General features: G+C 37.1%; 23 protein-coding genes and 2 tRNA genes. 10 read left to right on the top strand and 15 right to left on the bottom strand.

Features of this window, described 5'->3' with window-relative positions:
• Positions 1–75: 75 nt before the first annotated feature.
• Positions 76–1386, bottom strand: a complete 1311-nt coding sequence (der, locus tag NOX80_RS00445) for a ribosome biogenesis GTPase Der (RefSeq protein ID WP_256551385.1) — start codon at positions 1384–1386, stop codon at positions 76–78.
• 82 nt (positions 1387–1468) lie between these two features.
• Positions 1469–2353 carry a GTPase Era gene (gene era, locus NOX80_RS00450; protein WP_256551386.1) on the bottom strand — a complete coding sequence of 295 codons (885 nt, stop codon included), beginning with the start codon at positions 2351–2353 and terminating at the stop codon, positions 1469–1471.
• 117 nt (positions 2354–2470) lie between these two features.
• Between era and NOX80_RS00455 the strand changes: the two genes are divergently transcribed.
• Together NOX80_RS00455 and NOX80_RS00460 are read left to right on the top strand one after the other, a co-directional pair.
• Positions 2471–2543 (top strand) — tRNA-Met (locus tag NOX80_RS00455).
• 33 nt (positions 2544–2576) lie between these two features.
• Positions 2577–2649 (top strand) — tRNA-Met (locus tag NOX80_RS00460).
• Between the two features lie 666 nt (positions 2650–3315).
• Here the strand turns inward: NOX80_RS00460 and NOX80_RS00465 are convergent.
• Both NOX80_RS00465 and NOX80_RS00470 read right to left on the bottom strand, forming a co-directional pair.
• Entirely contained in the window at positions 3316–3849 is a 534-nt protein-coding gene (locus NOX80_RS00465; protein WP_256551387.1) for a GNAT family N-acetyltransferase, read from the bottom strand.
• 10 nt (positions 3850–3859) lie between these two features.
• Positions 3860–4240: a hypothetical protein gene (locus tag NOX80_RS00470; RefSeq protein ID WP_256551388.1), complete on the bottom strand. Its 381-nt coding sequence runs from the start codon at positions 4238–4240 to the stop codon at positions 3860–3862.
• A gap of 56 nt (positions 4241–4296) precedes the next feature.
• Between NOX80_RS00470 and NOX80_RS00475 the strand changes: the two genes are divergently transcribed.
• Positions 4297–5142, top strand: coding sequence for a hypothetical protein (locus NOX80_RS00475; protein ID WP_256551389.1), 846 nt, complete (start codon positions 4297–4299; stop codon positions 5140–5142).
• Positions 5143–5321: 179 nt separating this feature from the next.
• On the opposite strand, the gene NOX80_RS00480 is transcribed toward NOX80_RS00475, so the two are convergent.
• The 3 genes from NOX80_RS00480 to NOX80_RS00490 form a co-directional block, all read right to left on the bottom strand.
• Positions 5322–6662, bottom strand: a complete 1341-nt coding sequence (locus NOX80_RS00480; protein WP_256549765.1) for an IS1182 family transposase — start codon at positions 6660–6662, stop codon at positions 5322–5324.
• A 159-nt stretch (positions 6663–6821) separates the two neighbouring features.
• A complete protein-coding gene (locus tag NOX80_RS00485) occupies positions 6822–7445 on the bottom strand; it encodes a hypothetical protein (protein ID WP_256551390.1) in 624 nt (207 codons plus the stop codon).
• A 9-nt stretch (positions 7446–7454) separates the two neighbouring features.
• Entirely contained in the window at positions 7455–7859 is a 405-nt protein-coding gene (locus NOX80_RS00490) for a hypothetical protein (protein ID WP_256551391.1), read from the bottom strand.
• A 229-nt stretch (positions 7860–8088) separates the two neighbouring features.
• Here NOX80_RS00490 and NOX80_RS00495 point away from each other — a divergent pair, with 229 nt between their 5' ends.
• From NOX80_RS00495 to NOX80_RS00510, 4 genes are read left to right on the top strand one after another with little or no spacing between them, the layout of a single operon-like run.
• A complete protein-coding gene (locus NOX80_RS00495; protein ID WP_256551392.1) occupies positions 8089–10101 on the top strand; it encodes a tetratricopeptide repeat-containing sensor histidine kinase in 2013 nt (670 codons plus the stop codon).
• Complete coding sequence (locus NOX80_RS00500; RefSeq protein WP_256551393.1) at positions 10094–10729, top strand: response regulator; 636 nt, start codon at positions 10094–10096, stop codon at positions 10727–10729. Before NOX80_RS00495 ends, NOX80_RS00500 begins: the two co-directional genes overlap by 8 nt.
• A gap of 41 nt (positions 10730–10770) precedes the next feature.
• Positions 10771–11412, top strand: coding sequence for a DUF1801 domain-containing protein (locus NOX80_RS00505; RefSeq protein ID WP_256551394.1), 642 nt, complete (start codon positions 10771–10773; stop codon positions 11410–11412).
• Positions 11409–11807 carry a DUF1801 domain-containing protein gene (locus NOX80_RS00510; protein WP_256551395.1) on the top strand — a complete coding sequence of 133 codons (399 nt, stop codon included), beginning with the start codon at positions 11409–11411 and terminating at the stop codon, positions 11805–11807. The genes NOX80_RS00505 and NOX80_RS00510 overlap by 4 nt, the downstream gene beginning before the upstream one ends.
• A gap of 7 nt (positions 11808–11814) precedes the next feature.
• Here the strand turns inward: NOX80_RS00510 and NOX80_RS00515 are convergent, their stop codons facing one another.
• Positions 11815–12510 (bottom strand): DNA alkylation repair protein, encoded by a 696-nt coding sequence (locus tag NOX80_RS00515; RefSeq protein ID WP_256551396.1) that lies wholly within the window; start codon positions 12508–12510, stop codon positions 11815–11817.
• Between the two features lie 839 nt (positions 12511–13349).
• Here NOX80_RS00515 and NOX80_RS00520 point away from each other — a divergent pair.
• A complete protein-coding gene (locus tag NOX80_RS00520) occupies positions 13350–13832 on the top strand; it encodes a DUF1761 domain-containing protein (RefSeq protein ID WP_256551397.1) in 483 nt (160 codons plus the stop codon).
• A gap of 66 nt (positions 13833–13898) precedes the next feature.
• Positions 13899–15047, top strand: coding sequence for a GNAT family N-acetyltransferase (locus NOX80_RS00525; protein WP_256551398.1), 1149 nt, complete (start codon positions 13899–13901; stop codon positions 15045–15047).
• A gap of 31 nt (positions 15048–15078) precedes the next feature.
• On the opposite strand, the gene NOX80_RS00530 is transcribed toward NOX80_RS00525, so the two are convergent.
• Positions 15079–16992, bottom strand: a complete 1914-nt coding sequence (locus NOX80_RS00530) for an ABC-F family ATP-binding cassette domain-containing protein (protein WP_256551399.1) — start codon at positions 16990–16992, stop codon at positions 15079–15081.
• A 64-nt stretch (positions 16993–17056) separates the two neighbouring features.
• Here NOX80_RS00530 and NOX80_RS00535 point away from each other — a divergent pair, with 64 nt between their 5' ends.
• A complete protein-coding gene (locus NOX80_RS00535) occupies positions 17057–17455 on the top strand; it encodes a DUF983 domain-containing protein (protein WP_256551400.1) in 399 nt (132 codons plus the stop codon).
• Between the two features lie 7 nt (positions 17456–17462).
• Here NOX80_RS00535 and NOX80_RS00540 read toward each other — a convergent pair whose 3' ends face one another.
• From NOX80_RS00540 to NOX80_RS00565, 6 genes are all read right to left on the bottom strand, one after another.
• Positions 17463–18527, bottom strand: a complete 1065-nt coding sequence (locus NOX80_RS00540; RefSeq protein WP_256551401.1) for an NAD(P)/FAD-dependent oxidoreductase — start codon at positions 18525–18527, stop codon at positions 17463–17465.
• 65 nt (positions 18528–18592) lie between these two features.
• The gene (porN, locus tag NOX80_RS00545) at positions 18593–19504 is read right to left on the bottom strand and encodes a type IX secretion system ring protein PorN/GldN (RefSeq protein WP_256551402.1); all 912 of its coding nucleotides are present in this window, start codon (positions 19502–19504) and stop codon (positions 18593–18595) included.
• 53 nt (positions 19505–19557) lie between these two features.
• Positions 19558–21102: a type IX secretion system motor protein PorM/GldM gene (gene porM / locus NOX80_RS00550; protein ID WP_256551403.1), complete on the bottom strand. Its 1545-nt coding sequence runs from the start codon at positions 21100–21102 to the stop codon at positions 19558–19560.
• Between the two features lie 43 nt (positions 21103–21145).
• Positions 21146–21784: a type IX secretion system motor protein PorL/GldL gene (porL, locus tag NOX80_RS00555; RefSeq protein WP_256553045.1), complete on the bottom strand. Its 639-nt coding sequence runs from the start codon at positions 21782–21784 to the stop codon at positions 21146–21148.
• An 88-nt stretch (positions 21785–21872) separates the two neighbouring features.
• Positions 21873–23273 carry a type IX secretion system lipoprotein PorK/GldK gene (porK, locus tag NOX80_RS00560; protein WP_256551404.1) on the bottom strand — a complete coding sequence of 467 codons (1401 nt, stop codon included), beginning with the start codon at positions 23271–23273 and terminating at the stop codon, positions 21873–21875.
• Positions 23274–23436: 163 nt separating this feature from the next.
• Positions 23437–24588: a formimidoylglutamase gene (locus tag NOX80_RS00565; protein WP_256551405.1), complete on the bottom strand. Its 1152-nt coding sequence runs from the start codon at positions 24586–24588 to the stop codon at positions 23437–23439.
• Between the last annotated feature and the right edge of the window lies 1 nt (position 24589).

Here is a 24589-nt window from a genome sequence, read left to right on the forward strand (position 1 = left end):
GCGGTTAATATATATTAACCGCAAAAGAAATGATTTCGTATGTAATAACGGGAATCTTAAAGAAAGTTTAACAAACTATTTCTGTCTGAAATAAATATCAATCGGAACACCCGAAAAGTTATAGTTTTCCCGCAGTTTATTTTCAATAAATCGTTTATACGGATCTTTTACATATTGTGGTAAATTGGCGAAAAACACAAACTGAGGTGTAGGTGTCGGCAATTGCATACAATATTTGATCTTGATATATTTTCCTTTTAATGCCGGTGGTGGCGTATGTTCGATAATCGGTAACATCAATTCATTGAATTTAGATGTTGCGATACGTTGTTTACGGTTTTCGAATACTTCAACAGCTGTTTCCAGTGCTTTTAGTAAACGTTGTTTGGTTAACGCTGATACGAATAGAATCGGCACATCGGTAAACGGAGCAATCTCTTGTCGGATTTTTGCTTCATAATCGCGTGTCGACATCGTATCTTTCTCCACAAGATCCCATTTATTCACCAGAATAACGATTCCTTTACGGTTTTTTTCAGCCAACCAGAAAATACTCTGATCCTGGCCTTCAAAACCGCGGGTAGCATCAATCATCAGGATACAAACATCACTGTGTTCGATTGCCCGGATAGAACGCATTACCGAATAGAATTCCAAGTCTTCTTTTACTTTCGCTTTTCTACGGATACCGGCTGTATCAACCAGGTTGAATTCAAATCCGAAACGGTTGTATTTAGTATCGATAGCATCACGGGTTGTTCCGGCAATATCGGTTACCACAAAACGATCCTGACCGATTAATGCATTGATAAATGATGATTTTCCGGCATTCGGACGTCCTACCACGGCAAAACGCGGTAACGGATTTTCTTCTTCCACTGCTTCCGGTAATTCCGGCAACAATTCTACTAAAGCATCCAGTAATTCTCCGGTTCCGCTTCCGTTCATTCCGGCAATGGTATAATAATCGCCTAATCCCAGATTATAAAATTCGATTGCGTCTTTTTCACGCATCGCATTATCAACTTTATTTACGGCAAGCATAACCGGCTTTTTCACTTTACGCAACAGTTTTGCCACCTCATCATCCATCGGTGTAATCCCTTCTTCTACATCAACCATAAAGATAATGGCATCTGCTTCATCAATAGCCAATTCTACCTGACGGCGAATTTCACCTTCAAAAATATCGTCCGACCCTTTTATATATCCTCCTGTATCAATTACGGAGAACTCTTTTCCATTCCACTCACTTTTTCCGTAGTTACGGTCACGGGTAACACCACTTACTGAATCGACTATGGCATCACGACGTTGAATCAACCTGTTGAAAAAAGTGGATTTTCCTACATTTGGTCTTCCTACTATGGCTACGATATTATTCATCTTTCTTTATTTTTTGCAAAAGTACATTTTTTTGATTGCAGCGGCCCTATCCAACTGCAACACTGACCTTATTTTTAGTATTTTATTTATTGTTATATCCGAAACGACGCAACTGATAGCTATTGCTTCTCCAGTCTTTATTCACTTTTACGAACATTTCGATATGGATTTGCTTTCCGAAGAATTTCTCAAGATCCTGTCGGGCTTCAATTCCTACCTTTTTAATCGCCGCTCCTTTATGTCCGATGATGATTCCTTTTTGAGTATCACGTTCCACCATGATCACAGCGCGGATTCGGATAATATCATCGTCTTCTTTAAATTCTTCCGTTTCGATCTCTACCGAATATGGGATCTCTTTCTCATAATGCAACAGGATTTTTTCACGGATCGTTTCGTTTACAAAGAAACGTTCCGGTTTATCGGTTAACGCATCTTTCGGATAATACGGCGGTGATTCCGGTAATAATTCGATTATTCTGTCGAAAACGGCACTTACATTAAAGTTTTCTAATGCTGAAATCGGAAAAATTTCGGCATTCGGCACTTTTTCTTTCCAAAGGTTTACCTGTTCTTCCAGTTGTTCCTGATTCGATTTATCGATTTTATTCAGTAACAATAATACCGGAATTTTAGCATGGATGATTTTATTAAAGAAAGCTTCATCTTTTAATTCTTTCTCTCCTATTTCAACCATATATATTAATACATCGGCATCTTCGAACGCCGATTTCACAAAATCCATCATTGAAGACTGTAGTTCATAAGCGGGTTTTATGATTCCGGGTGTATCGGAAAACAAAATCTGGAAGTCATCACCATTTACGATTCCGAGAATACGGTGACGTGTTGTTTGCGCTTTGGAAGTTATAATAGAAAGGCGTTCCCCAACAAAGGCATTCATTAATGTCGATTTCCCGACATTTGGATTCCCGATGATGTTAACATAACCTGCTTTATGTGCCATAGTAAAAATTTTAGCCTACAAAGGTAGGCATATCAGGCGAATAAGAATAAATTTTTTATTTTTTTTAAAAAAGGCTTGTTATTCCAAATATTCGTTGTAATTTTGCACTCGAAACATCGCGGGATAGAGCAGTAGGCAGCTCGTCGGGCTCATAACCCGAAGGTCACAGGTTCGAGTCCTGTTCCCGCTACTAAGAAAACATATTGAGAATTCAAACGCACAGCGCGGGATAGAGCAGTAGGCAGCTCGTCGGGCTCATAACCCGAAGGTCACAGGTTCGAGTCCTGTTCCCGCTACTAAGAAAAGCTTCAAAGAAATCTGGAGCTTTTTTTGTTTACTTACCTTTAAACATCTCATCTTGTTCACAAACGTGACGCTCGCGCCAGCAGCGGGCAATCTTTACAATTAGATAAAAAGACGCTTGTTGCCTTTCTTGCATCTTTATCGGGTAGTTATTATAAAAACGGAAAGACCGGAATTACCTCGAAAATAATATTGTTTTTCGTTTTGGTTACTAAAAAAAGCCTATTGTTCGATAGACTTTTAATTTTTGACATAATAAAAAACAGCTTTTGATTCACTATCCATAAGCTTAAATCGATGTCGATATACATTATCAGGCCAATCGCTTCTTAGATCGATCACTGTCTGATTTCCGCTTTTAAGTAAGCTATCCTGATTTAACAGGTAATATTTAAAAAAATTGTAATCGTATTTTTCATTTTTTATCGCTTGCTCCATAAAATTATCCGTACCGCCTTTCCGATGACAGCTTCCGCAATTATTTTCAAAATACACACGTCCTATAGTAAACAACAATTCTGTTTTACGTTCCTTTTCAAGATTTTCATAAAACTTATTTTACTCTATTTCTTTCCGCTGACAGGAAATAAGCAACGTCAAAAATAATAACCGGACAAACTGTTTCAACATTTCTTTCAGACACTATTTCTTTCGCATTTTTACTCAAAAAACGCTTTCGGATATTCCACAACGCCCTGAACATCCTGTAAAGCTCCGGTAACCAATTCAATCACCATACAATTTTCAGAAGGAACATCAAAAGGCAATCGGATGCCATACTTACTTGTCAATTCATAACCGAATCGCGGATAATACTGTTCATGTCCCAATAAAACAATAGAACCGAATCCCAATTTCCGGGCTTTTTCATGTGCATAACGAATTAACTGTCCGCCTATACCCTTTCCCTGAAAATCCTGTAAAACCGCTACGGGCGCTAATGCTAATGATTCCGCTTCTTTTCCGTTTTCGTCTTTAATTTTAATTTTGGTCAACAACAGATAACCGACAATCCTTCCATCCTGTTCTGCAACCAATGCTAACTCCGGAATATAGGCCGCTGATTTCCGTAATCGCTCCACTAAAAACTGTTCTTTATGATCACTGTATTCCTCCTTTTCAAAAGCATTTTCAATCAGGTTAAAAACTGCTTGAAAATCGTTTTCCTCTTCTTGCCTTATTTTTATTTCCATTTGTCTATTTTCATTCGTGCATTTTAATCCATTCCACGCTGTCGTTTTCTTTTAATTTTATCACCATTGATTTGGTATGCAACGGAAAAAGAAACATCCGTTTTTGAAGAATCGTGTAAAACAAAAATAAACTATCCGTACGATCCGGCTCACCCAACAAAGCTACTATTTCTTCTTTTTTTAATTGCCTTACTTTTCGGTTCTCGATAAGATCATAAAGCATTTTATCTCTGTAAGCATAAGCAGCATCATTTTTCACACCCCATTTTACTTTATCAAAAGCCATATGTTGCTCTGTCTTCACATCCGATTTCTTTTCGCTATTATCCGACTCTTGTTTGCAGGCAAAACATACTATCAAGAGCAGTGCTGCTACAATTTGTTTCTTCATATTGCCTTTTATTATACTTTACTAAGATACGCAATACTACTCAAATTGAAAATTATATGCTTTTCAAAGTTGATCAAATCAAAAACTATCTCACTAAAAATCAGGCAAAAACACCTGATATTCATTTTCAGAACAATACTACATTAGATACTCTAAAAAACATTATTATGGAACTACACGAAACCGAAAGTCTGATCGCCTATATTGACGACTTGCTACCCGATCATTCTACTGCTGCCAAAAACAATACCGCTATATTATCTGCTAATGCGATAAACACCAATGCTAATATTGTAGCCGGCAGTATAGCCTATTTCGACAAGAATATGTCCGCTCAACAATGTGAAGATGTTATGTATTCGACATTATTCGCGCAAATAGCCAGTGATAAACGATGCGACAGAAAAACACAAACAAGAGACTGGTATCGGAGTTATTTTGATATTTTAAATAAGATCGGATGGAGTACCTATAACACTCCTTTTGATCCTTATAGAACCACCGGAAACACGTTAAGGCCAAGTGATGCCGTATTAAAAATCATGGAATGGGACCAAGAGGCATTACCCGGTTTACAAAAAACCTTACAGGCGTTTAGTACCTTACCGGACGACAGCATGCCTGTTCGGGTTTTCGACAGTGCTTCGAATCTAACATTTCAGACACTAACTACAACCTCAGCTTACGATCAAATTGTCACTACTATTGGGAGTTTTCAAGTGATCGCCCGCGAAAATCCTAAAAAGTTTTTATTCTATTCCTTTCCGGCAAGTACTACAGAGCTAAATTTCAGCGTACAGCGCATCGCATTAAATTCAGATGTTTATAACCAAATACGTCAAAATGTAATCGCTAAGCTCGGACCTTATATCAGCACCTATATTACCTCCTTTGAATTATAATAACACCGTTTAAAAACGGGTTTCATTTGAATACACAGCGGAAAAGGGGCTGTCTCAAAAGGACATCCCCTTTTTTATTGCCGACAATCTTCTGATTTATTTTTTCTGATTTAGCTATTTTGATGTCTCTTTTAGCCAGTAAAAGCATCTACTTTTCAAAAAAGAGAAAATTATCCCTTTTATGATGTCCTAACAGGGCATTTTTTGAGGTTATGAGCCATAGCAAGTAATGCCGTTTCCACTTCGGCCTTGGCTTTGCTACGCAGATTATACCTGCGGAAGCCTTTGTTGTTTTTTATCTGGGCAAAAACGGTTTCTACATCATGACAGCGTTGCTTTCTGAGTTCCTTTCCCCTGTCGGTTACGAGCAGGTTATAAGCTTTTGTTCTTAACTGGGCTACTTCGGGATTAGATAAAGAGATACTTGGTATTCCTGTTCTGGTGTCTTTGTCAAAATGATTATATTTTACATATGCTTCAACACCTTCATTATCAAGTAATGTGTAGTTTTCCTGCGAACCATAACCTGCATCAGCCACAAGTTCTTCAGGTAGTCTATTGTAGTGTTCTTTAAAAATTTTTATATGTTCGGGTAGCGTCCTTGTATCATTGGGATTAGGGTGTAAAGAGTAATTTACAATGAACTGGTTGTGTGTGCTTATCTGTAAGTTATATCCCGGTTTTAACTGTCCGTTCTTCATGTGGTCTTCTTTCATCCGCATAAAAGTAGCATCAGTATCGGTCTTACAAAAGCTGTTTCGCTTACCCATTATATCTTCTTGCTTAGCATACTTCTCAAGGTTTGCAGGCCAGTTCTTACGGGCATAGTTAAGCTTCTGCCGTACTTTAGGGCATATCTTTTTGCCTTTAAGGGCGGTGTCAATCTTCTTAATAGTCTTTTCAACAGCTTCCTTGTCAATAGCCTTAAACTCAACTTCTGTCTTGTCTTTAGATTCAGTAGCGGCAACTTGCTGCGTATACTCCCATAAGTCCTGAAGCTGCTCTTCTATGCGCCTTTTATTCCTTTCGATGGATCTGCCCCATACAAAAGTGTACCGGTTGGCATTGGCTTCTATTTTTGTACCATCGGTAAAAACAGTTTTAAGGCTCACATGTCCCTGGGATTCTAAAAGCAATACAACCTGGGTAAAGATGCTGCGTACCTCATCTTTAAGGCGTTCACTCCTAAAGCGGTTTATAGTATTATGGTCAGGACGGCTCATACCGCTTAACCACATAAAATGGATATTCTGCTTCAAGGCTTCCTCAAGCCTGCGGCTGGAAAAAATATTGCACAAATAACCATAAACCAACACTTTAAGAAGCATGCGGGGATGGTAACTGGAAGTGCCGCCTGGTTTGTAATTCTTAATAAGGCACTCCAAATCAAGACCGTCAATCACATCGGAAACGGTTCTTACTGGATGGTTGAGTTCTATCAGCTCCTCTAAACTCGGAGGAAGTAGAAAATTTTGCTTGGGATTGTAATCTTTAAAGACTACTTTTGATTTATTATACACACCGCAAGTTAACAAACTTGCAAAATATAGGGAGCTCTCGGGCTCCCTTATTTGTATAAAAAAATTGAGGCTGCCTCACTTTTGAGACAGCCCCCTTCCTTTTAACGGATGGGAATTTAGCGGAAACGTCTGGTACAAACATAATCCGATTCTCCTTATTTATCGCAAATTTACTTCCACAACAATACCGTCTTTATCGATCTCAATAAACTTTTCTATTCGTTCATGCTGATCGCTGTAATACGTTTTATCTTGATAATAGTTAATATTCCCGTATTGGGTATATCCGGTTCCGGTATGAACCTGACCTGAATGTCCATAGGAAGTCGACATCATCGCCTGAAGAAAATATTTTCCGGGTTTCATTTTTTCAAACTTAAAACGTCCGTATTCGTCTGTTTTCACATCAATGCGATAACGGTAGGCTGTTTGCGACATAAACACATGTGTCTTTTTGTTTTCCTTCGATTTTCTTAAATCATACCAAGCCTCAAAATAAGGCGTTACCGGAAAAAGAGACACCGTACGATTAGTACCATAAACCCGCTCTGCCATTAACGGTTTAATTCCCAGACTACTTTTCTGTTTTGTCGACAATACTCCTTTAATCGTAGCTTTTCCGTAACCTATGGCTTTCTTAGCCTGAAGGCTATCAAAAGGAGACTCCGGATAGATTTCGGTTATCTTATTTTTATTGGCTTTTCTGTCCGCTTCCTTTACAGGATTACAGGATACAATTAAAATAACTAATCCGATCAGGAATAAAAAAGGAGAATACTTCATTGCTTTCAATTAATATATAGTCGTTGATGCTGACATCACCGATCCAGTTGACACATTTTCTTTTACTACTTCACCGTTAATGATGATTTGTACCTTTAATGTCCCTGATTCTCCCTGCGTGTTTACATCAGCCGATCCGCCGAATGAAATAGCCTGTACCGAAGCCGGCATGCTAATTTCCGGGCTTTCCCATGTAGTTGCATTGATATCGGTATGTGTAGTCATATCTCCTTGTGCATTCGTATAAGCAATAACACCTATTCTGGCATTATCGGTTACAGTTGCTTTATAACGTACTACTCTATTCGTTCCTGTTGATGAACCAGCCGGACTATCACTGTCACTACTACATGATGTTCCGAAAAGCCCGAAAGCCGTTGTCAATACTAACGTCAAAAAAATTCTCTTTTTCATATTATAAAAGGTCTAAATGGTTGAACAATCTTTCTGAAACAAAATTAGATTGCAGCCAAAACAGTAACAATCGCAGAAAATGAGTATTTTTTTCTAATGGTTTTCCGGTATTTTTCAATATTCATATGGCTTTTTACAATGTTTTTATAATCTTTGAAAGAAATTGATTTGATAAAAATTATATTTATCAGTAAATTCCTATTTATTACCCTAAATTAATATGCGAATCATGCACCGGATTTTGTTTTTCCGAAAATTATTATGGTCCCTTTTTATCCTAATCGGTTTTTCATTTTCTGTTACCGCTCAACAGCTTTTACCGGTTAATGAAAAAACATATGCCGATAGTCTAAGTCATATTGTATATTCTAAGAAAACGGATAGTATCAGAGCCAATGCCAGTTTTTTACTTTCCGATTATTGGAGGGCTAAAGACACCGTTAAAAGCCGTTTATTTCTAACAAAAGGCAAACAACTCGCCGCCAGAAATAATTATCTGTATGCTTTGTATTGTTTTTACGAGGGTCAACATTTGTCATCTTTTAAACCGGAAAAGGCTATTCTTACCTTACAAAAAGCGACAAAAAAACTAGCTGCTTTTCACACTCCGGCCAGTTATGAAGCTGCTGCTTCAGCTTGGTATAATGCTGCCATCTTACAACGCAATAAAAAAGGGGATCCATTTGTGATCAATATATTATTAAACAAGTCCATCCCTTTGGCTCAGAAATCCGGAAAACCGAAAAAAATTGCCCATTATTATTCGCAATTGGGAACACTTTTTATGTATAATTCCCAGTTTGACAAAGCAGAAAGCTATAACCAAAAAGCGATTGATTTGTTAGAAAAAAACAATCCCGGTTCAACCGAATTGATGTTAGCCTATCTCGGCGCTGTAAGTAATTATATCTATAAAGGAAACAACGAAGAGGCCAAAATAATGTTAGATAAAGCCAAAAATATCCTGGCTCCTTATCCCGAATCGACTCATTATCCCTATTATTATTATAACGAAGGACTTTATTTGATTACGAAGGGTTATTTTAACAATGCCATTAAAAGTATCGATAAAGGTGTTGCCTTGTCTAAAAGCATGAACCAACCTACCTTACTCCAAATGCTTATTTTTAGAAAATATGACATCTATCTCCAATTAGAACAATATAAAAATGCCCGGGATTTATTGTTGAGCCTACTTAAGGAAGGGACTTTAGCAGCGGAAGTCAACAATCGGAAAATGTTTTATACCCAATTGGCCAGTGTTAATAAAAAGATGGGAAACCTGAAAGAAGCCTACGATTGGCAAGCCCAATACAGTAAATTAAGCGATAGTATTAATGATGGTAAGCTAAAAGAAAAAATTAACGAGCTGGAAGTACAGTTTCAAAATGCCGAAAATCAGAAAAAGATAACGGCTCTTGAAACGGACAAAAAAGAAGCGGCTCTCGCGGCTAAAAACAATCGCCTTTTTAGCGGACTACTAGGTGCCACGGCCTTGTTCTTTCTTGTAATTGCCATACTCGCATTTGCTTTCTACCGAAATCAGAAAAAGTTATCCGAGCAAAAAGAAATCAACCATCAACAGCAATTAAAAGAGCTTCAACAGCAGCAACTTTTATCGTTAACCGAAGCTATGCTTGAAGGTGAAGAACGGGAACGTCGTCGGGTAGCCCGGGATCTCCATGATGGTTTAGGTGGTATGTTAGCCGGTATAAAGATAAAATTATCAGGAGAAATGACCGCTCTTAATAAAAATCCGGATCCGGTAGAAATTCAAAAAATTATCGGACAGTTAGATAATTCGGTAACCGAATTACGTCGTATTGCCCGTAATATGATGCCGGAAACATTACTTCGTTTTGGCCTTGAAACGGCATTAAAAGACTTATGTGAATCGCTTCAAACGCATGAAATCGCTGTTAGTTATGAAGCCTTTAATATTGATAATGAAATGCCGATGGCAACTCAGGTCATTATTTACCGGATCATTCAGGAAGCTTTATCGAATGCTATCCGCCATTCTGAAGCCAATACCATTATGGTACAATGCAGTCAAAACGGAAAAACATTTTTTATTACTGTCGAAGATGACGGAAAAGGTTTTGATAAGCGCATTCTGGAACAGAAAAAAGGAATCGGTATTACCAATATTGAAAACCGTGCAAAATACCTGAACGGAAAAGTCGAAATTCATTCTGCTCCGGATGAAGGAACCACAATAAATGTAGAATTAGATGTCTGATACCGCAAAAATCATATTGGCCATTGTAGATGATCATCCTATTGTCATTGAAGGCCTGAAAACATTATTAAAAAGTGATCCCCGTATCACCGCTGTCAGCTTTATTAACGGCCAATCCTTTCTTGATTTTATCGAAAGTAACGATGTCGACATTGTATTGCTCGATATTATGCTACCCGACTATCACGGAATCGAGCTGTGTAAAATGATAAAGCGGAAAGTCCCGGAAACCGTTATTCTCGGATTGAGTAATCAAGCGGAACGAAGTATTATGATGCAGTTACTTCAAAACGGCGCCGGAGGTTATGTTTTAAAAAATGCGAATGCCAATGAACTTTTGAATTGTATTTCGGAGGCGCTGGAAGGAAAACTAACTTTTAGTGAAGAGGCCAAAGCGATTATGACAAAACCATCTCAAAATGAATGGAAATCCATTCCGACATTAACTAAAAGGGAAAAGCAGATTTTACAAAAAATTGCTAATGGTGAAACTACCGTTGCTATCGCCGATGAATTATTTGTGAGTCCGTTGACAGTGGAGACACATCGACGAAATTTGCTACAGAAATTCGGCGCTAAAAATGTTGCGGAATTGATTAAAATGGCTGTAGAATATAAATTTTTATAAAAAACTGTATCTTTATACAGCACATTATTAATCATTTAGCGATGAAACCGGTTACAAATATCGATCAATATATCGGCAACTTTCCGGAGGCTACCCAGTTATTACTACATCAAATCCGAAACAGTATTAGAGAGGTAATTCCTGAAGCTGAAGAAGTGATCAATTACGGTATGCCTACTTATCAATTACACGGAAATGTCGTGCATTTTGCGGCTTATAAAAATCATATTGGCTTTTACCCGGCTCCATCCGGAATAGCAGCGTTTAAATCGGAATTATACCTTTACAAAGGGGCAAAAGGATCTGTTCAGTTTCCGTTAGATCGTCCGTTACCGTTACAACTAATCCAATCCATTACGCTATTTCGGGCTCAGGAAAATACTGAAAAAGCCCGGTTAAAAAAATCATTGCGAACCTGTACAAAAGGGCATCGCTATTATAAAAGTAGTACCTGTCCGGTGTGTCCGGTTTGTGAATCGGAGAGAAAGCCTCAAAATGATTTTCTATCCCGATTTTCTGCTCCGGCCAGACGTGCTTTAGAACAACATCACATTTTTTCCGAAGGTGATTTAACCCGGTTTACAGAACAGGAAATTTTAGCTTTTCACGGTATCGGAAAAAGTTCGCTTCCCAAACTAAAAGAGGCACTTATTTCTGCCGGTTTACATTTTAAATCTACATGATGAATATAACTGTAACTGAACATATTCAAAACAGGAATCATCCATTGACAGCAATTATTATGGCTTTACGCCAAATTATATTAGAAGTTGACAATCGAATAGCCGAACAAATTAAATGGAATTCTCCGAGTTTTTACTATTCCGGTGCAATGAAACCTTTTGATCCTAAAGAATACAAAAGAGATATTGTTGTTTTTAATTTACACAAAGAAGATTGCGTACTATTGGTATTCCCTACGGGCGCTACAATTCATGATACTTCGGGACTGTTAGAAGGTAAATTTACCGATAGTCGAAAAGTAGTGCTATTCAAGTCAATTGATCAGGTCATGCAGCGGAAAAATGACTTGCAAGCTATTATTACAGAGTGGTTACGATTGGTTGATACACCATAGCTATCTCTTATTTTTTCAAGCTCATATAATATGCTTTTTCTTCCGGTTCAAAATGTTCTAAGGCGTAACGCAACATTACTCTAGGCATTGTAGCTGCGTGTACATCCAAAAAACGTATTAACCGGATTTTATCCGTTTTCCCGGCCTGGCGAATCCATCCGCCTACAGCTTTTCGAATCAGATCTTCCGAATCATTAACCAATATCGCTGCTATAGCAAAAGTATCATCCGCTTGTTTATTTCTTAAAAAATAGCCCGTGCTTACAATAGCGGTACGCCTGGCCCAAATATTATCCGATTGTGCTAATTGATATAAAATAGCTCTAGGTTTATCCCAAAGGTAACGTCCCACAACAAACTGACAACTTATATCAACCAAATCCCAATTATTGATCTGATCGAGACGACTCATATAAAGTTCAAACATGGCTTTTCGCTCGGCATCAGAAGTTTTTTTATTTCTTCCTTTCTTATCCATAATGCTTAAAGCACCGGCACGTATCTCATGAATTGGATTTTCCAAAAGCAGCGCTACTTCTTGTAACGGCATATCCATATAATCTTGAGCTACTTTAAAAAGTTGTCCCATTTTAATCCCCATAAACAACGACCCATTCGTTATTTTAAAATAACGTTGGATTTTCACTTTCTCTATATCGGACTGATACTGATTAAGGTCAACTATAAATTGTTCTGCGGTCATATATAAACATTACATTGCCAACTACGGACATATTTAAATTATTTCAAATATATCGTAGAAAAACAACATAACTTTGCACAGTAATAAAAAAGTTTTTTGAGATTAAAATAGTTAAGAGACACCCTATTCTTTCAAACTGACTCCCCCAATCAATTCTCAAGAACATATCAGGTGCCTCATTAACAACTGTTTAACCCCAAAAAACTTTATTTTTTAAGTAACTCCAAATTAAGCACTTAACTATATCCGGAATCTACTCCATAAATTTACCTAACCTTCCGTTAAGCAAATAATTCCACTAAAAGAGCGAATAAATAAGTAAATGGTAACATACTTTATAATATATTAATTAATAATTCTTGTAGAATCAACTTTAAACTTATTAACGTACTCTGTTTCATCCTTGATTGTCATATAGCAAACGATACAAGGAATCATTTTAGCTACACATTGCCTTCTTCTTACGATTTCAAAAGTTTCTCATTAACACATATTGAATTTCTAAAAATCATCAAAAAAGAACTCTTTTATCGATATTGTTATAACTAAAACTGCATTACTTCAAATTCATTTACAAGGCAAAGTAAACGCAAAAACAAAGGCAAAAAAAGAAATTAGACACTCACTTCCACGTAGCTGAAAAAATAAACACAAAACACTGATTTACAATATTTTAAAAACAACCAGTTTTATTATTTGAGTGTTTTTGAGTATTTATTACTTGCTAATAATAATTTCAATTCCGTATGGTCACAACACATAGCGCAAAGATAAAACAACATAAAAATCAATAATATTGTTAATTTTCATACATTTACACAACAAAAAAGCAAAAAATCATGGAAGTCAACTTTTTAGCGCTTTTATTAGCAGCATTATCCACATTAGTTGTTGGATTTATATGGTATAATCCGAAAGTATTCGGTACTATCTGGATGAGAGAAGCTCATCTAACGGAAGAACAGGTAAAAACCGGTAATATGGCCGTTATTTTCGGAATGGCTATTGTCTATGCTTTCTTTATTTCGTTTATCCTTCAGTTTCTTACAATTCATCAATACGGAGCATTAGGTATGATCGGCGGTGATGTTACTACTGCTAAACCTTCTTATCATGCCTTTATGGCCGACTATGGAACCGTTTTCCGTACTTTTAAACACGGTATGCTTCATGGTTTTTTTGCCGGATTATTTTTCGCCTTGCCTGTAGTGGGTACAAGTGCTTTATTTGAACGCAGATCCTGGAAATATACCTTAATTGCCGGAGGATTCTGGGTAGTAAGTTGCATGATTATGGGCGGAATAATCTGTGCCATGAAATAGAAAAAAACTTTTTTAACACTTATTCTATACTAATCGCTCTACATTTGTGGAGCGATTCTTTCTTTAGTGAAAACAGACTTTACCTATAAAATTTATACATCATCAACAGCGATTCCTGAAAATTGGGATACACTGGCTAATTCCAATATTTTCCTTAGTAAAGCTTATCTTAAAGTACTGGAGAAATCGGCTCCGGTTAATATGATCTGTCACTATATCGGTTTATATCATCAGGAGGAATTATGCGGAATTGCTTTATCTCAGTTTTTAGATCTTAACAAAGTAGAATCCTTCGGTGAACGGGACAATTGCCTTAAAACTTCCGTTCGAAATTTTGTATTCCGAAATTTTAGTGCTCATGTACTTTTTATCGGGAATAATATGCTGACCGGACAGAATGCTTTTGCTATCAATGATAAAATAAATACTGCTGATGCCATTGCATTGCTATTAGCTTCGGTTAATGATTTAAAAGAAATATTCCGAAAACGAAAAACAAAAATTCATTTAACCGTTTTTAAGGATTTTGATCAATCTGCTATATCGCATTTTGACATCCCTGAATTTGCTTCTTTTTATCGATTCACAACCCAACCTAACATGATATTTGACATCCGTGAGGAATGGAAAAACGAAACCGATTATGTGGATTCATTACTAAAAAAGTATAGAGATCAGTATAAAAGAGCACGAAAAAAAGCAACGGGAATTACTAAACGTAAGTTTACTTTAGAGGACATAAAAACACATTCAGACATCATACATCAATTGTATCATAATGTTGCCCGAAATGCTCCGTTTAATACTTTTTTTCTGGCTGAAAATCATTTTTACAAGCTGAAGAAACTACTTCAGGATGATTTTTTCTTTTACGGTTATTTTCTGGATGACAAATTGATTGGTTTCAATACGCTAATTAAAAACGGAACTGTGATCGACACCTATTTTTTAGGATATGATGAAAGTTGTCAGCGGGATAAAATGTTGTATCTGAATATGCTTTATGATATGATTTGTTATTCGATCAATCAGGGTTACAAAAAAATCATCTTTGCCCGGACTGCTTTGGAAATAAAGAGCTCCGTTGGTGCAAAACCTTTGGAAATGTTCGGCTATATTCAGCATAGTAATCCGTTTATTAACCGTTATATTTCAAAACTTTTCCGTTCTCTCGAACCCGAAACAGTATGGCAGGAACGAAATCCTTTTAAATAAAAAAGAGTGGCTATAACCACTCTTCTCTGTTTTATACGTTACTTTCTATTTCTTCTTGTATTAGTTCCCAGTCGGCTAAAAGCTGATCCAACTCTTTCTTTTTCTTTTCATATGCCGAAAAGAAAGAAGCATCCTGCATTAGTTTTTCATAATGTTCGGCAAGTGCTTTGTCATCTTTCTGAATTTCTTTTTCAAGTTCCTGAATCTGACTTTCTACTTTACTTAGCTTATTCTGAAGGCCTTTTTGTTTTTTTTGTTCCTCATACGAAAGCGTCTTACTCTCTTTCTGCACCACCGTTTCCTTAACGACATCTTTTTTCTCTACTTCACGCATATTCTGTACATTGCGTTGTTCAAGGAAGAAATTAATATCCCCTAAGTATTCACGGATTTTCTGGTCTTTAAATTCGTAGACAATATTGGACATTCCCTGTAAGAAATCCCGATCGTGAGACACTAACAGCAAAGTTCCTTCAAACTTCTGCAAAGCGGCCTTTAAAACGTTTTTAGACTTAATATCGAGGTGGTTTGTCGGCTCATCCATTACCAACACATTAATAGGCTGTAATAACAGCTTACAAAGTGCTAATCGGTTTCGCTCTCCTCCGGACAGTACTTTTACTTTTTTCTCAACATCATCACCACGGAAAAGAAAGGCTCCGAGCATATCTCTTACCTTCGAACGATTTGTATCCGTTGCAGCATCCGTCATTGTATCCAGTAACGTTTTTTCGCCATCCAGATATTCCGCCTGATTTTGAGCGAAATAGCCCAACTGAACGTTATGTCCCAGTTTTATTTCGCCCTGATATTCGAATTCATTAACTATTGCTTTTATAAATGTCGATTTTCCCTGACCGTTTTGTCCCACAAAAGCGATTTTACTACCACGCTCTACCAAAAGCGAAATATCTTTTAAAATCGTTTTTTCGCCGTAACTTTTGGTTACATGCTCCGCTTCAATTACAACACGTCCCGGCGTTACAGAAACCGGAAATGAAATACTCATCACCGAATTATCATCTTCATCTACTTCAATACGCTCTACTTTATCCAGTTTTTTGATCAGGGATTGTGCCATTGAGGCTTTAGAAGCTTTGGCTCTGAATTTTTCGATCAGTTTTTCCGTTTCTTCAATTTTTTTCGCCTGATTTTTCTGTGTTGCCAATTGTTTTTCACGGATTTCGTGACGTTGAATCAGATATTCACTGTAAGGCTTACTAAAGTCGTAAATCTTACCCAGAGAGATCTCAATCGTTCTATTGGTAACATTATCCAGGAACATTTTATCGTGGGAAACGATTACTACAACGCCCGGGAAATTTCGTAAAAAGCTTTCCAACCAGATGATACTTTCAATATCAAGGTGGTTTGTCGGCTCATCCAATAATAAAATATCATTGGTTTGCAGTAACAATTTTGCTAACTCAATACGCATTCTCCATCCTCCGGAAAAAGTATCGGTAGCCTTATCAAAATCTTCCCGTTTAAAACCTAATCCAAGCAATACTTTTTCGGTATCACCTACATAGTTATAACCGCCCAAAATTTCATAATGATGGGTAACATCACTTAACTGTTCGATCAATTCGGAATACTCCTGACTTTCATAATCGGTTCGGGTTGCCAACTGATGATTGATGTTATCCATCTTCATTTCGGCATTTTTAATTTCTTCAAAAGCCTGGTAAGCTTCATCCAAAACCGTTCTCCCTTTTACAAAGTCAATATCTTGTTTTAAGAATCCCAGTTTAACTTCTTTTTCAGTTGCAATGCTTCCTGAATCCGGAGCCAGTTCTCTGGAAAGAATTTTAAGCATGGTTGATTTTCCAGCTCCGTTTTTCCCAACTAGTCCGACTCTGTCACCTGCTCCCAATCGAAACGTTACTTCTTCAAACAAGTAAGTTCCGCCAAAAGAAACCGATAAATTGTGTATATTTAGCATAATTTTGTTACAAAGGTTACAAAGGTAATTTTTTAAAGACGTACCTTTACTAAAATTTCTACAAATGTTTAAAAAAGGAACCAAACTCAATAGTATCCTGACCGGAAGTTGCCCAAAATGTCAGGAAGAAGGCATGTATGTTGAGAAAAACCCATATAAACTAAAGAGTGTTTTTGAGATGCATGAACAATGCAGTCATTGCGGCACTTATTACAAAATTGAGCCGTCGTTTTTTTATGGCGCCATGTATGTAAGCTATGGTGTAGGTATTGCCTTCGGCGTAGCCGCATTTGTCATTTCCTATCTGTTTTTGGGATCAACACTTAAAACCGCATTTATCGCCATAATTTTAACTCTAATTGTTTTTATGCCGATCATTATGCGTTTGTCCCGTAATATCTGGATTAACTTTTTTGTCCATTATGACAAGGACTGGAAAAATCACATTAATAAAAACAACTAAGCTATATTTAGGAATCCAATCGGATTCCTAATTTTTTATAAAAACGTTTGATATCAATTTGCGTATCTAAAGCCGTTTTATTTTCAATCGATTCAAAGAGCTTTTGAGCCAAAAACGGCCCTAGCATTACCCCACGTGTCCCGAGTCCGTTTAACAAGTGTAAATTGCGATACAGATGATGTGTTCCGACTAACGGTCTTCTGTCTTTCACCGTTGGTCGTACTCCGGCAAAATGATCGACAACTTCAAATTCACAATCAATTAAAGATTTCAATTCCTGAATCAATTCCTGTTTTCCGGCTTCAGTAGGTTCGTCCGTTTTATCCTCCCAATTATAAGTTGCGCCAACTTTAAACAGTCCGTTACCTATTGGAAGTATAAAAACACTGGATTTTAAAACTACATCAAGATCCAGATCCGGTGCTTTAATCACAAGTAATTCACCTTTGGTTCCATCAAGTGGCACATGATTAAAAAACGGATTTTGTATCATTCCGAAGCCTTCTGCAAAAACAATTTCTTTTGCTTTTATGCCTTTATATTCTAAATAATCATCCGTAACGGTTAATTTAGAATGGTCAAAATGCTCCTTAATCAATAAGTCATTTTCATCCAGATAACGGTTATAAGTATCTAATAAGAGTGCTGTATCAACATAGCCGGTCATCAGCACTTCTCCAAAGCCAAAATCAGATGTAATCGATTGGTATTTTTTATGAATAACAGTTCCCGATAAATAGGGTGCCAGATTGGGTTTATCAGCCGCCTGAAACCAATTATTCTGTTCTTCAACGGATGCGAATTTTCGATAGATCGGTATCCGGAAATCAAATTCAGTTCCGATTCTTTTGGCAATGTCGGCATAAAACGGAAGTCCGTATTCCAATTGTTCCTGAGCACACCAAACCTGACTAAAACGTTTTAAAATAACCGGGTTATATAAACCGCCTGCTACGCGTGAAGACGACGTTGAAGCATCTTCAAATACCTTAAATGTTTTCCCGTTTTGCAATATCGTTTCAGCAAAACAAATTCCGGCGATACCGGAGCCGACAATCAAATAATCTATCATGGTACAAAAATAAAAAACTCTTACCGGGTTGGTAAGAGTTTTTATAAAATTGGAGAAATTATTTTTTAGTAATTCCACATATCTTGTTCGAAGTTGCGGATTTTTTCTTTTACGCGTTCTGATTCCAATAATTGCATTTGAGCATTTTCTTTTACATACTCATCAATCTGACGGTCACCATAAACGTTTTCTTCTCTATAAATTACTCCGTTAAAACGTCTTGAATTCAACAAGTGGTCAAACGTAATTGGCATAGCCGAGTTTTTATCGTTGAAGGCTTTACTTGCGTGTAACACATCTCTTGCCGACGGGAAGTAAACCCAGAACAATTCGATGTATTCTTTCTCCTCTTTGTCCATTGTATAAACATCCGGAACAATTGGGCAAATACCTAAAATACGGTATTTTAATTCACCCTGACGGGTATCGAAATACCAGTAACCAACAACTTTATAATCGGATACGTGAACTGCTGCGATTTCTGTTTTGTTGATATACTCTTCAGAAATTTTGGCACCCGCTTTTTTCTGTTTTGCCGTGAAGCTGTTATACTGCTCTTTACCGGCATCAGTTGTATCGATTCTAAATAATGAAGCCTCGATATCTTTTAATGATTTTTTAGTTGTAAAATAACTATCATCATAAATTTCAGTAAGCTTACCTGCCTTAATTCCTTCAACCAAAACATCATAAAGAGGCTTTCTATCCGGACCTAAGTTTCCTTCTATAGGGTAATATAACGGGAAGTTAACTCTTTCATCAAGGTCGATAATTTCCCAAATCTTTTTCCCCATTAATACATCACGATCATCCACATATCCGTATGGAAGCGGCTTGTCGTTATCTGCATTTAATTGTGCTGCGGTTTTTTTACCGATCTCAGCCGGGGTTTTTGCATTTAAAAGGTTAGACTGTGCAAAAGTTGCAATCGAGCTAAAAGTAAATGCAATTACTAATGAAAAATTTCTCCAATTCATTTTTTATTCTTTATATACTATTTAAGTAATTATAAACTCAAACTTGGTCGTTTTTATTGTACTTCAAATGTACAAGATGCAACTCTTTTCGGCATTTGATCTAAACCAACAAATTTAGCTTTGATCTCGGAGATAATAACGATATCACCTCTGCTTGCTTTAGCGATAGCCGCTTTAGCTCTTGCATCCATTTTGTTTCCGGAAACAACGATAGTCGGCTGACCTGGTACTCTGATGTTAAATTGTGTTACGTTAACGCTAACAGGGAAATCAAAATCTTCTAACTCAGCTGAGATTGTACAAACCTCTAAGTTTGATTTAGATCCTTTAGCAGCAACCTCTCCACGGATTTTTCCAGTCGGAGCCGGTAATCCTTTGATACGGAATACTTCTTTGCTGCTGAATGATTTACCGTCAGGCATAGTAGCAGTAACATTGATTGTTACATCACTTCCAGCACCTGGTGTAAGGTTGTACTGACCTGGTTTTCCAGCTGCAGCCATTCCAGGAGCAGACGCTTTTACTTTATCAGAAGAGATACCTGGTACAGAAACCGAAATCGGGTTCGGAACACCACGGTAAACAACTTTCATTTTATCAGCAGAAACGATAGCCTGGTTTGGTTTTGGTACTACAACGTAGTTTCCAGCGATTTCGATTTCAACCGGTTTGTTATCTTCCATGAAAGTAAACTTACCTTTGATATCTTTATCTCCAACGCTTCCAGCAGCCATTTTGAATACTGCAGATCCGTTTTCGATAGAAGTACTTGCACCTACAACAGAAACTGCTTTCGGAACTGTAGACTCATCATAACGACCTAATACTACACGTCCTGTAACTTGCTCTCCCTGGAAGAAAGCTGATTTATCCATCATTACGAACGCTTTATAGTTTTTCATAGAAGCCGCTGCAATTGCAGTGTTTCCTAAGAATGCGTTGTAAAGCTCTGCTTCGATAACTTTTACGTCATTTTGCATTGCCGATAACTTCGTTAAAGAAGCGATTGACGGGAATCCTTTGTAGTTGTAATCTAAATATTTTTTAGTTACTCCATCTCCGTCTTTCACATCAGCAGTATTGAATTTAGAATCGATTTCAGCAACAATAGCTTTGTATTTAGCATCGTTTCCGATTATCGCTTTCATATCTGCTCTGTACTTATCCATAGTACTAACGATTTCTTTTCCTTTAGCAGAATATCCGTCACCACTAAACCAACCTTCGTCGATTTTGTCACCTTTATCCATAGCTTCGTAAGGAAGTTTTCCGTCTTTGTTTTTTTCAACTCCTGCAGTTGCATCAGCTTTTAATTTTCCGATGTAATCGTAGAAATTTTTAGTAATAGTTGCTACCTGATCTGCTTTCTTTTTAGCTTCTCCAAATTGAGTCGGGTTATCAGCAGCTTTAGTACCTAACGCGCCTAATGTAAGTGAATTTGTTTCTGTAGCAGCCGTGTTAGCTGTTTCGAATTTTTCGTTCATCAAACCAAAAGCGGATAATACTTCTTTTGACATGTTTAATGCCAACATTGCGATGAAAACCAGGTACATCAGGTTAATCATCTTCTGTCTAGGGGTTAATTTTCCTCCTGCCATTTCTTTCTAATTAGTTTTAAAGATTAATAAATAATGCAACTAATTAGTTTCTGTTGCTCATTGCAGAAAGCATTCCGCCGTAAACGTTGTTTAATGAAGATAAATTTGCAGTCAATGATTGCATTTGATCTTTTAATTTCAAGTTGTTTTCTGCAACTTCTTTGTTGATCTCTGCATTACGAGTAGCACTTTCTAATTGTACTTTGTACATGCTGTTTAATGACTCCATTTGAGCTGCAGCCAATGACATTTCTTCAGCATATTTTTTTGTAGAAGCAACTGAATCAACAGTTGGAGCAATTCCTTTAGCAGCAGCTTCGAAATTTTTGATGCTGTTACCTAAGCTTGACATTAACTCACCGTCAATTTTAGCTTCTTTTAACATGTTATCTAATTTCTGAGATAATAATCCTTGCGCTTCTGTTGGGTTTTCCGCTTTTTTCACATCTCTCTTTTTAGCTTCTCCACCTGCTAATTCAGGGTAAACTAAAGACCAATCTAATTCTTTTTCAACTGGATCAAAAGCTGATAATGCGAAGATGAAAGCCTCAACTCCAAGACCAATAATAAGCATTGGGCTTGCACCTGGCCAGTGCATAATTTTGAATAACGCTCCAACGATTACCACTGCTGCCCCCATACCGTAGGCAAAATTCATAACTTTTTTAGGTAGTGCCATAATAAAATAAAATTTTAGTTAGTTAAGTTAATTATAAATAAAAATTGGTTAAATTTTAAAATTGAGTTAAGTTGAAATATTTTGTTGGATTTTAGTTCGGTCTGCTTCCGGTTGCCTGAGCTCCCATATAATCCTGAACTGTTCTGAATCCGATATAACTTCTTGCTGTATCTGCATATTCGAAGTTACGTGTTCCCACCTGTAAGTAGTAAGAAACATCTTTCCAGGATCCGCCACGTACCACTTTACGTTGGTTTTTAGCATCCGGAACATTTGGGTTCATTGTTGACACGTAATCATAAGCCGCTGCATCATATGAAGAATCAGTCCACTCAGCTACGTTACCTGACATGTTGTATAAGTTGAAATCATTAGGCTCGTATGATTTTGCTTCTACTGTATAAAGCGCTCCGTCAGCCGCATAATCTCCACGACTTGGTTTGAAGTTAGCCAAATAACATCCTCTGTCATTATGAGCATAAGGTCCTCCCCAAGGAAAAGTTGCAGATTCTAAACCGCCTCTTGCAGCGTACTCCCACTCTGCCTCTGTTGGCAAACGGAATGAGTTCACTTGATCTCTACCTTTTTTCTTTTTGATATACGAGTTTTTGTTTAACGTTCTCCAAGCACAAAATGCTTTTGCTTGTTTCCAGCTAACTCCTACTACAGGATAATCCCCATAAGCCTGGTGCCAGAAATAATCATTGTGCATTGGTTCGTTATACGAATATGCGAAGTCCTTAATCCAAACGGTAGTATCCGGATAGATTAACTGATTTTCAGTTTTGATAAATTTACTTCTTTTGGAACGACTGCTTGTAGTGCTTTTATCTTTAGCAGCAGCTTGAATATCCATCCATGTATAACGGAATTTCAATTTCGAAACATCGAAAGTTCTCAGACCGTTATAAGACTCACTTGCAGGTAAATACAAAGAATCCATAACCTCAACATAATACTCATCCGGGTATTTTTGCGGGTCTTTATGTAATTTCACTTTTTTGTTAAGACGTCTTCCGGCATAAGGATCTTCATCAGTTCCTACACTGTAATAATTCTCATACATGTATTTGTCGTAAGCAGACATTTTTGCAGGATCCTGATCACTAAAAGCGAAATCTCCAATACTTCCACCTTTATTGCTTCCTGAACCTGGTTTCATACCTTGCTCGTCGGCTAAAATTGCCAAACGAACACGGATTGTAGAATCTTTTACCCATTCGACAAACTGACGATACTCACTATTCGTAATCTCCGTCTCATCCATGTAAAAGGAACGAACTGTTACCGTTTTTGTCGGCGCGTCCTGAACGTTGGCTAAATCATCATCTGATTTACCCATAATAAAAGCACCACCAGGAACCAAAGTCATACCATACGGCTTTTCCGGATGCCATTTCTTTCCTTTAACTCCTACTAGCTCACCTCTGTCGTTAGAACCACAGCTGAAAAATAAGGATACAACAGCTGTTAATGCAATGAACTTCTTCATATAAATTTGGGTTAATAGTATTTATATTTTTAAGGGCGTAAACCTATTTATTTATTTTCTAAAAAACAAAAATTTTATTAAAAAAAACTTAAAAAAAACAATAAAACACAATTTAGGGTTTAAATAAACGTTTTTTCAACAATCAACGTTATGAAGGCGTTAATTAAACCATATTTTTACGTTGCGCCTTCCACCATCTTTCGGGGATTTCATGGTTTGTTGCGCCCAAATAATCCTCATATGTGCAAGGTAATAACGTGTTTCTTTTTAATTTATTGTTAAAACTTGTTAAAAAGGGTATTTCTATCCACCATCTGTCCGTTTTATCGCTTTTATAGAAAATCAATTCTTCGTCTTCCAACGGCACAATATAGCGGGAATACTCTTCTCGGCTACCAAACGGATATTCTTTCGAACGATAATGATATCCTTCAATAAAATACCATAAAATCTGAGCAATTAACATCGCTTCCGCAGCGGTACTATTATGGTTAAAAATTCCAAAAGAAGACACCTTATCACTGATTCCTGCGTAACGGGAAAGTATACAGATTTCTTTACCGTTAAAGCCATTCGGCATAAACTGTGCAAAGTTACCGGAAGCGCTTGACTTTACTGAGGTCAAATCAAGACTTACTAGGTCAGCATCGCGAAAAACCGGCTCTGCTATAGTCGAATTATTACTGATTTCACCTAACCGATAAGCATCAAAGTATAATTTTTCAACAAGATCAATCTCTTCCTGCGAATTGAAATAGGTCTGATATCCGACATTACTATAATTAAAGAGATTATTCGGTTCTTCCACAATCATCTTAGTCAGATACGAATTACCGGCTAACTGTTCTTCATCTTTACCAAAATCAAAACGATTATCTATGGCTACTACATTCACCATCTGTTCCAATTGATCATACGCCCGGTAAACCGCATAGGTTAAATCCTGAGAACCACCAATTACAATCGGAATTACTTTATTTTTGATCAGATGCGCCACAGCTGTTTTCAACACATAATACGTATCTTCCGAAGAACTACCGGCAACCACATTACCCAAATCAACAATCTGAGCATCCCAGTTGCCCGGAAATTGTCTGTAAAATGCTTTTCGTATCTCCGTTAATTCAATCGCATCATTATGTCCTGCAAAACCTCTGTTTTCCAAAACACCAATAATCGCTATAGCTGCATTTTCGATGTCCGGGAACTCCGTTTCGGTATGAAAAACCACTTTCCGTCCTAAAGTTTGGCTATTTAATTCCTGAATAAACGCCAGAAATTCGGCATCAACCGGTTGAATATAATCGAATGCCATT

Source organism: Flavobacterium cerinum (genome assembly GCF_024496085.1).
In the GTDB taxonomy this organism is placed as follows: domain Bacteria; phylum Bacteroidota; class Bacteroidia; order Flavobacteriales; family Flavobacteriaceae; genus Flavobacterium; species Flavobacterium cerinum_A.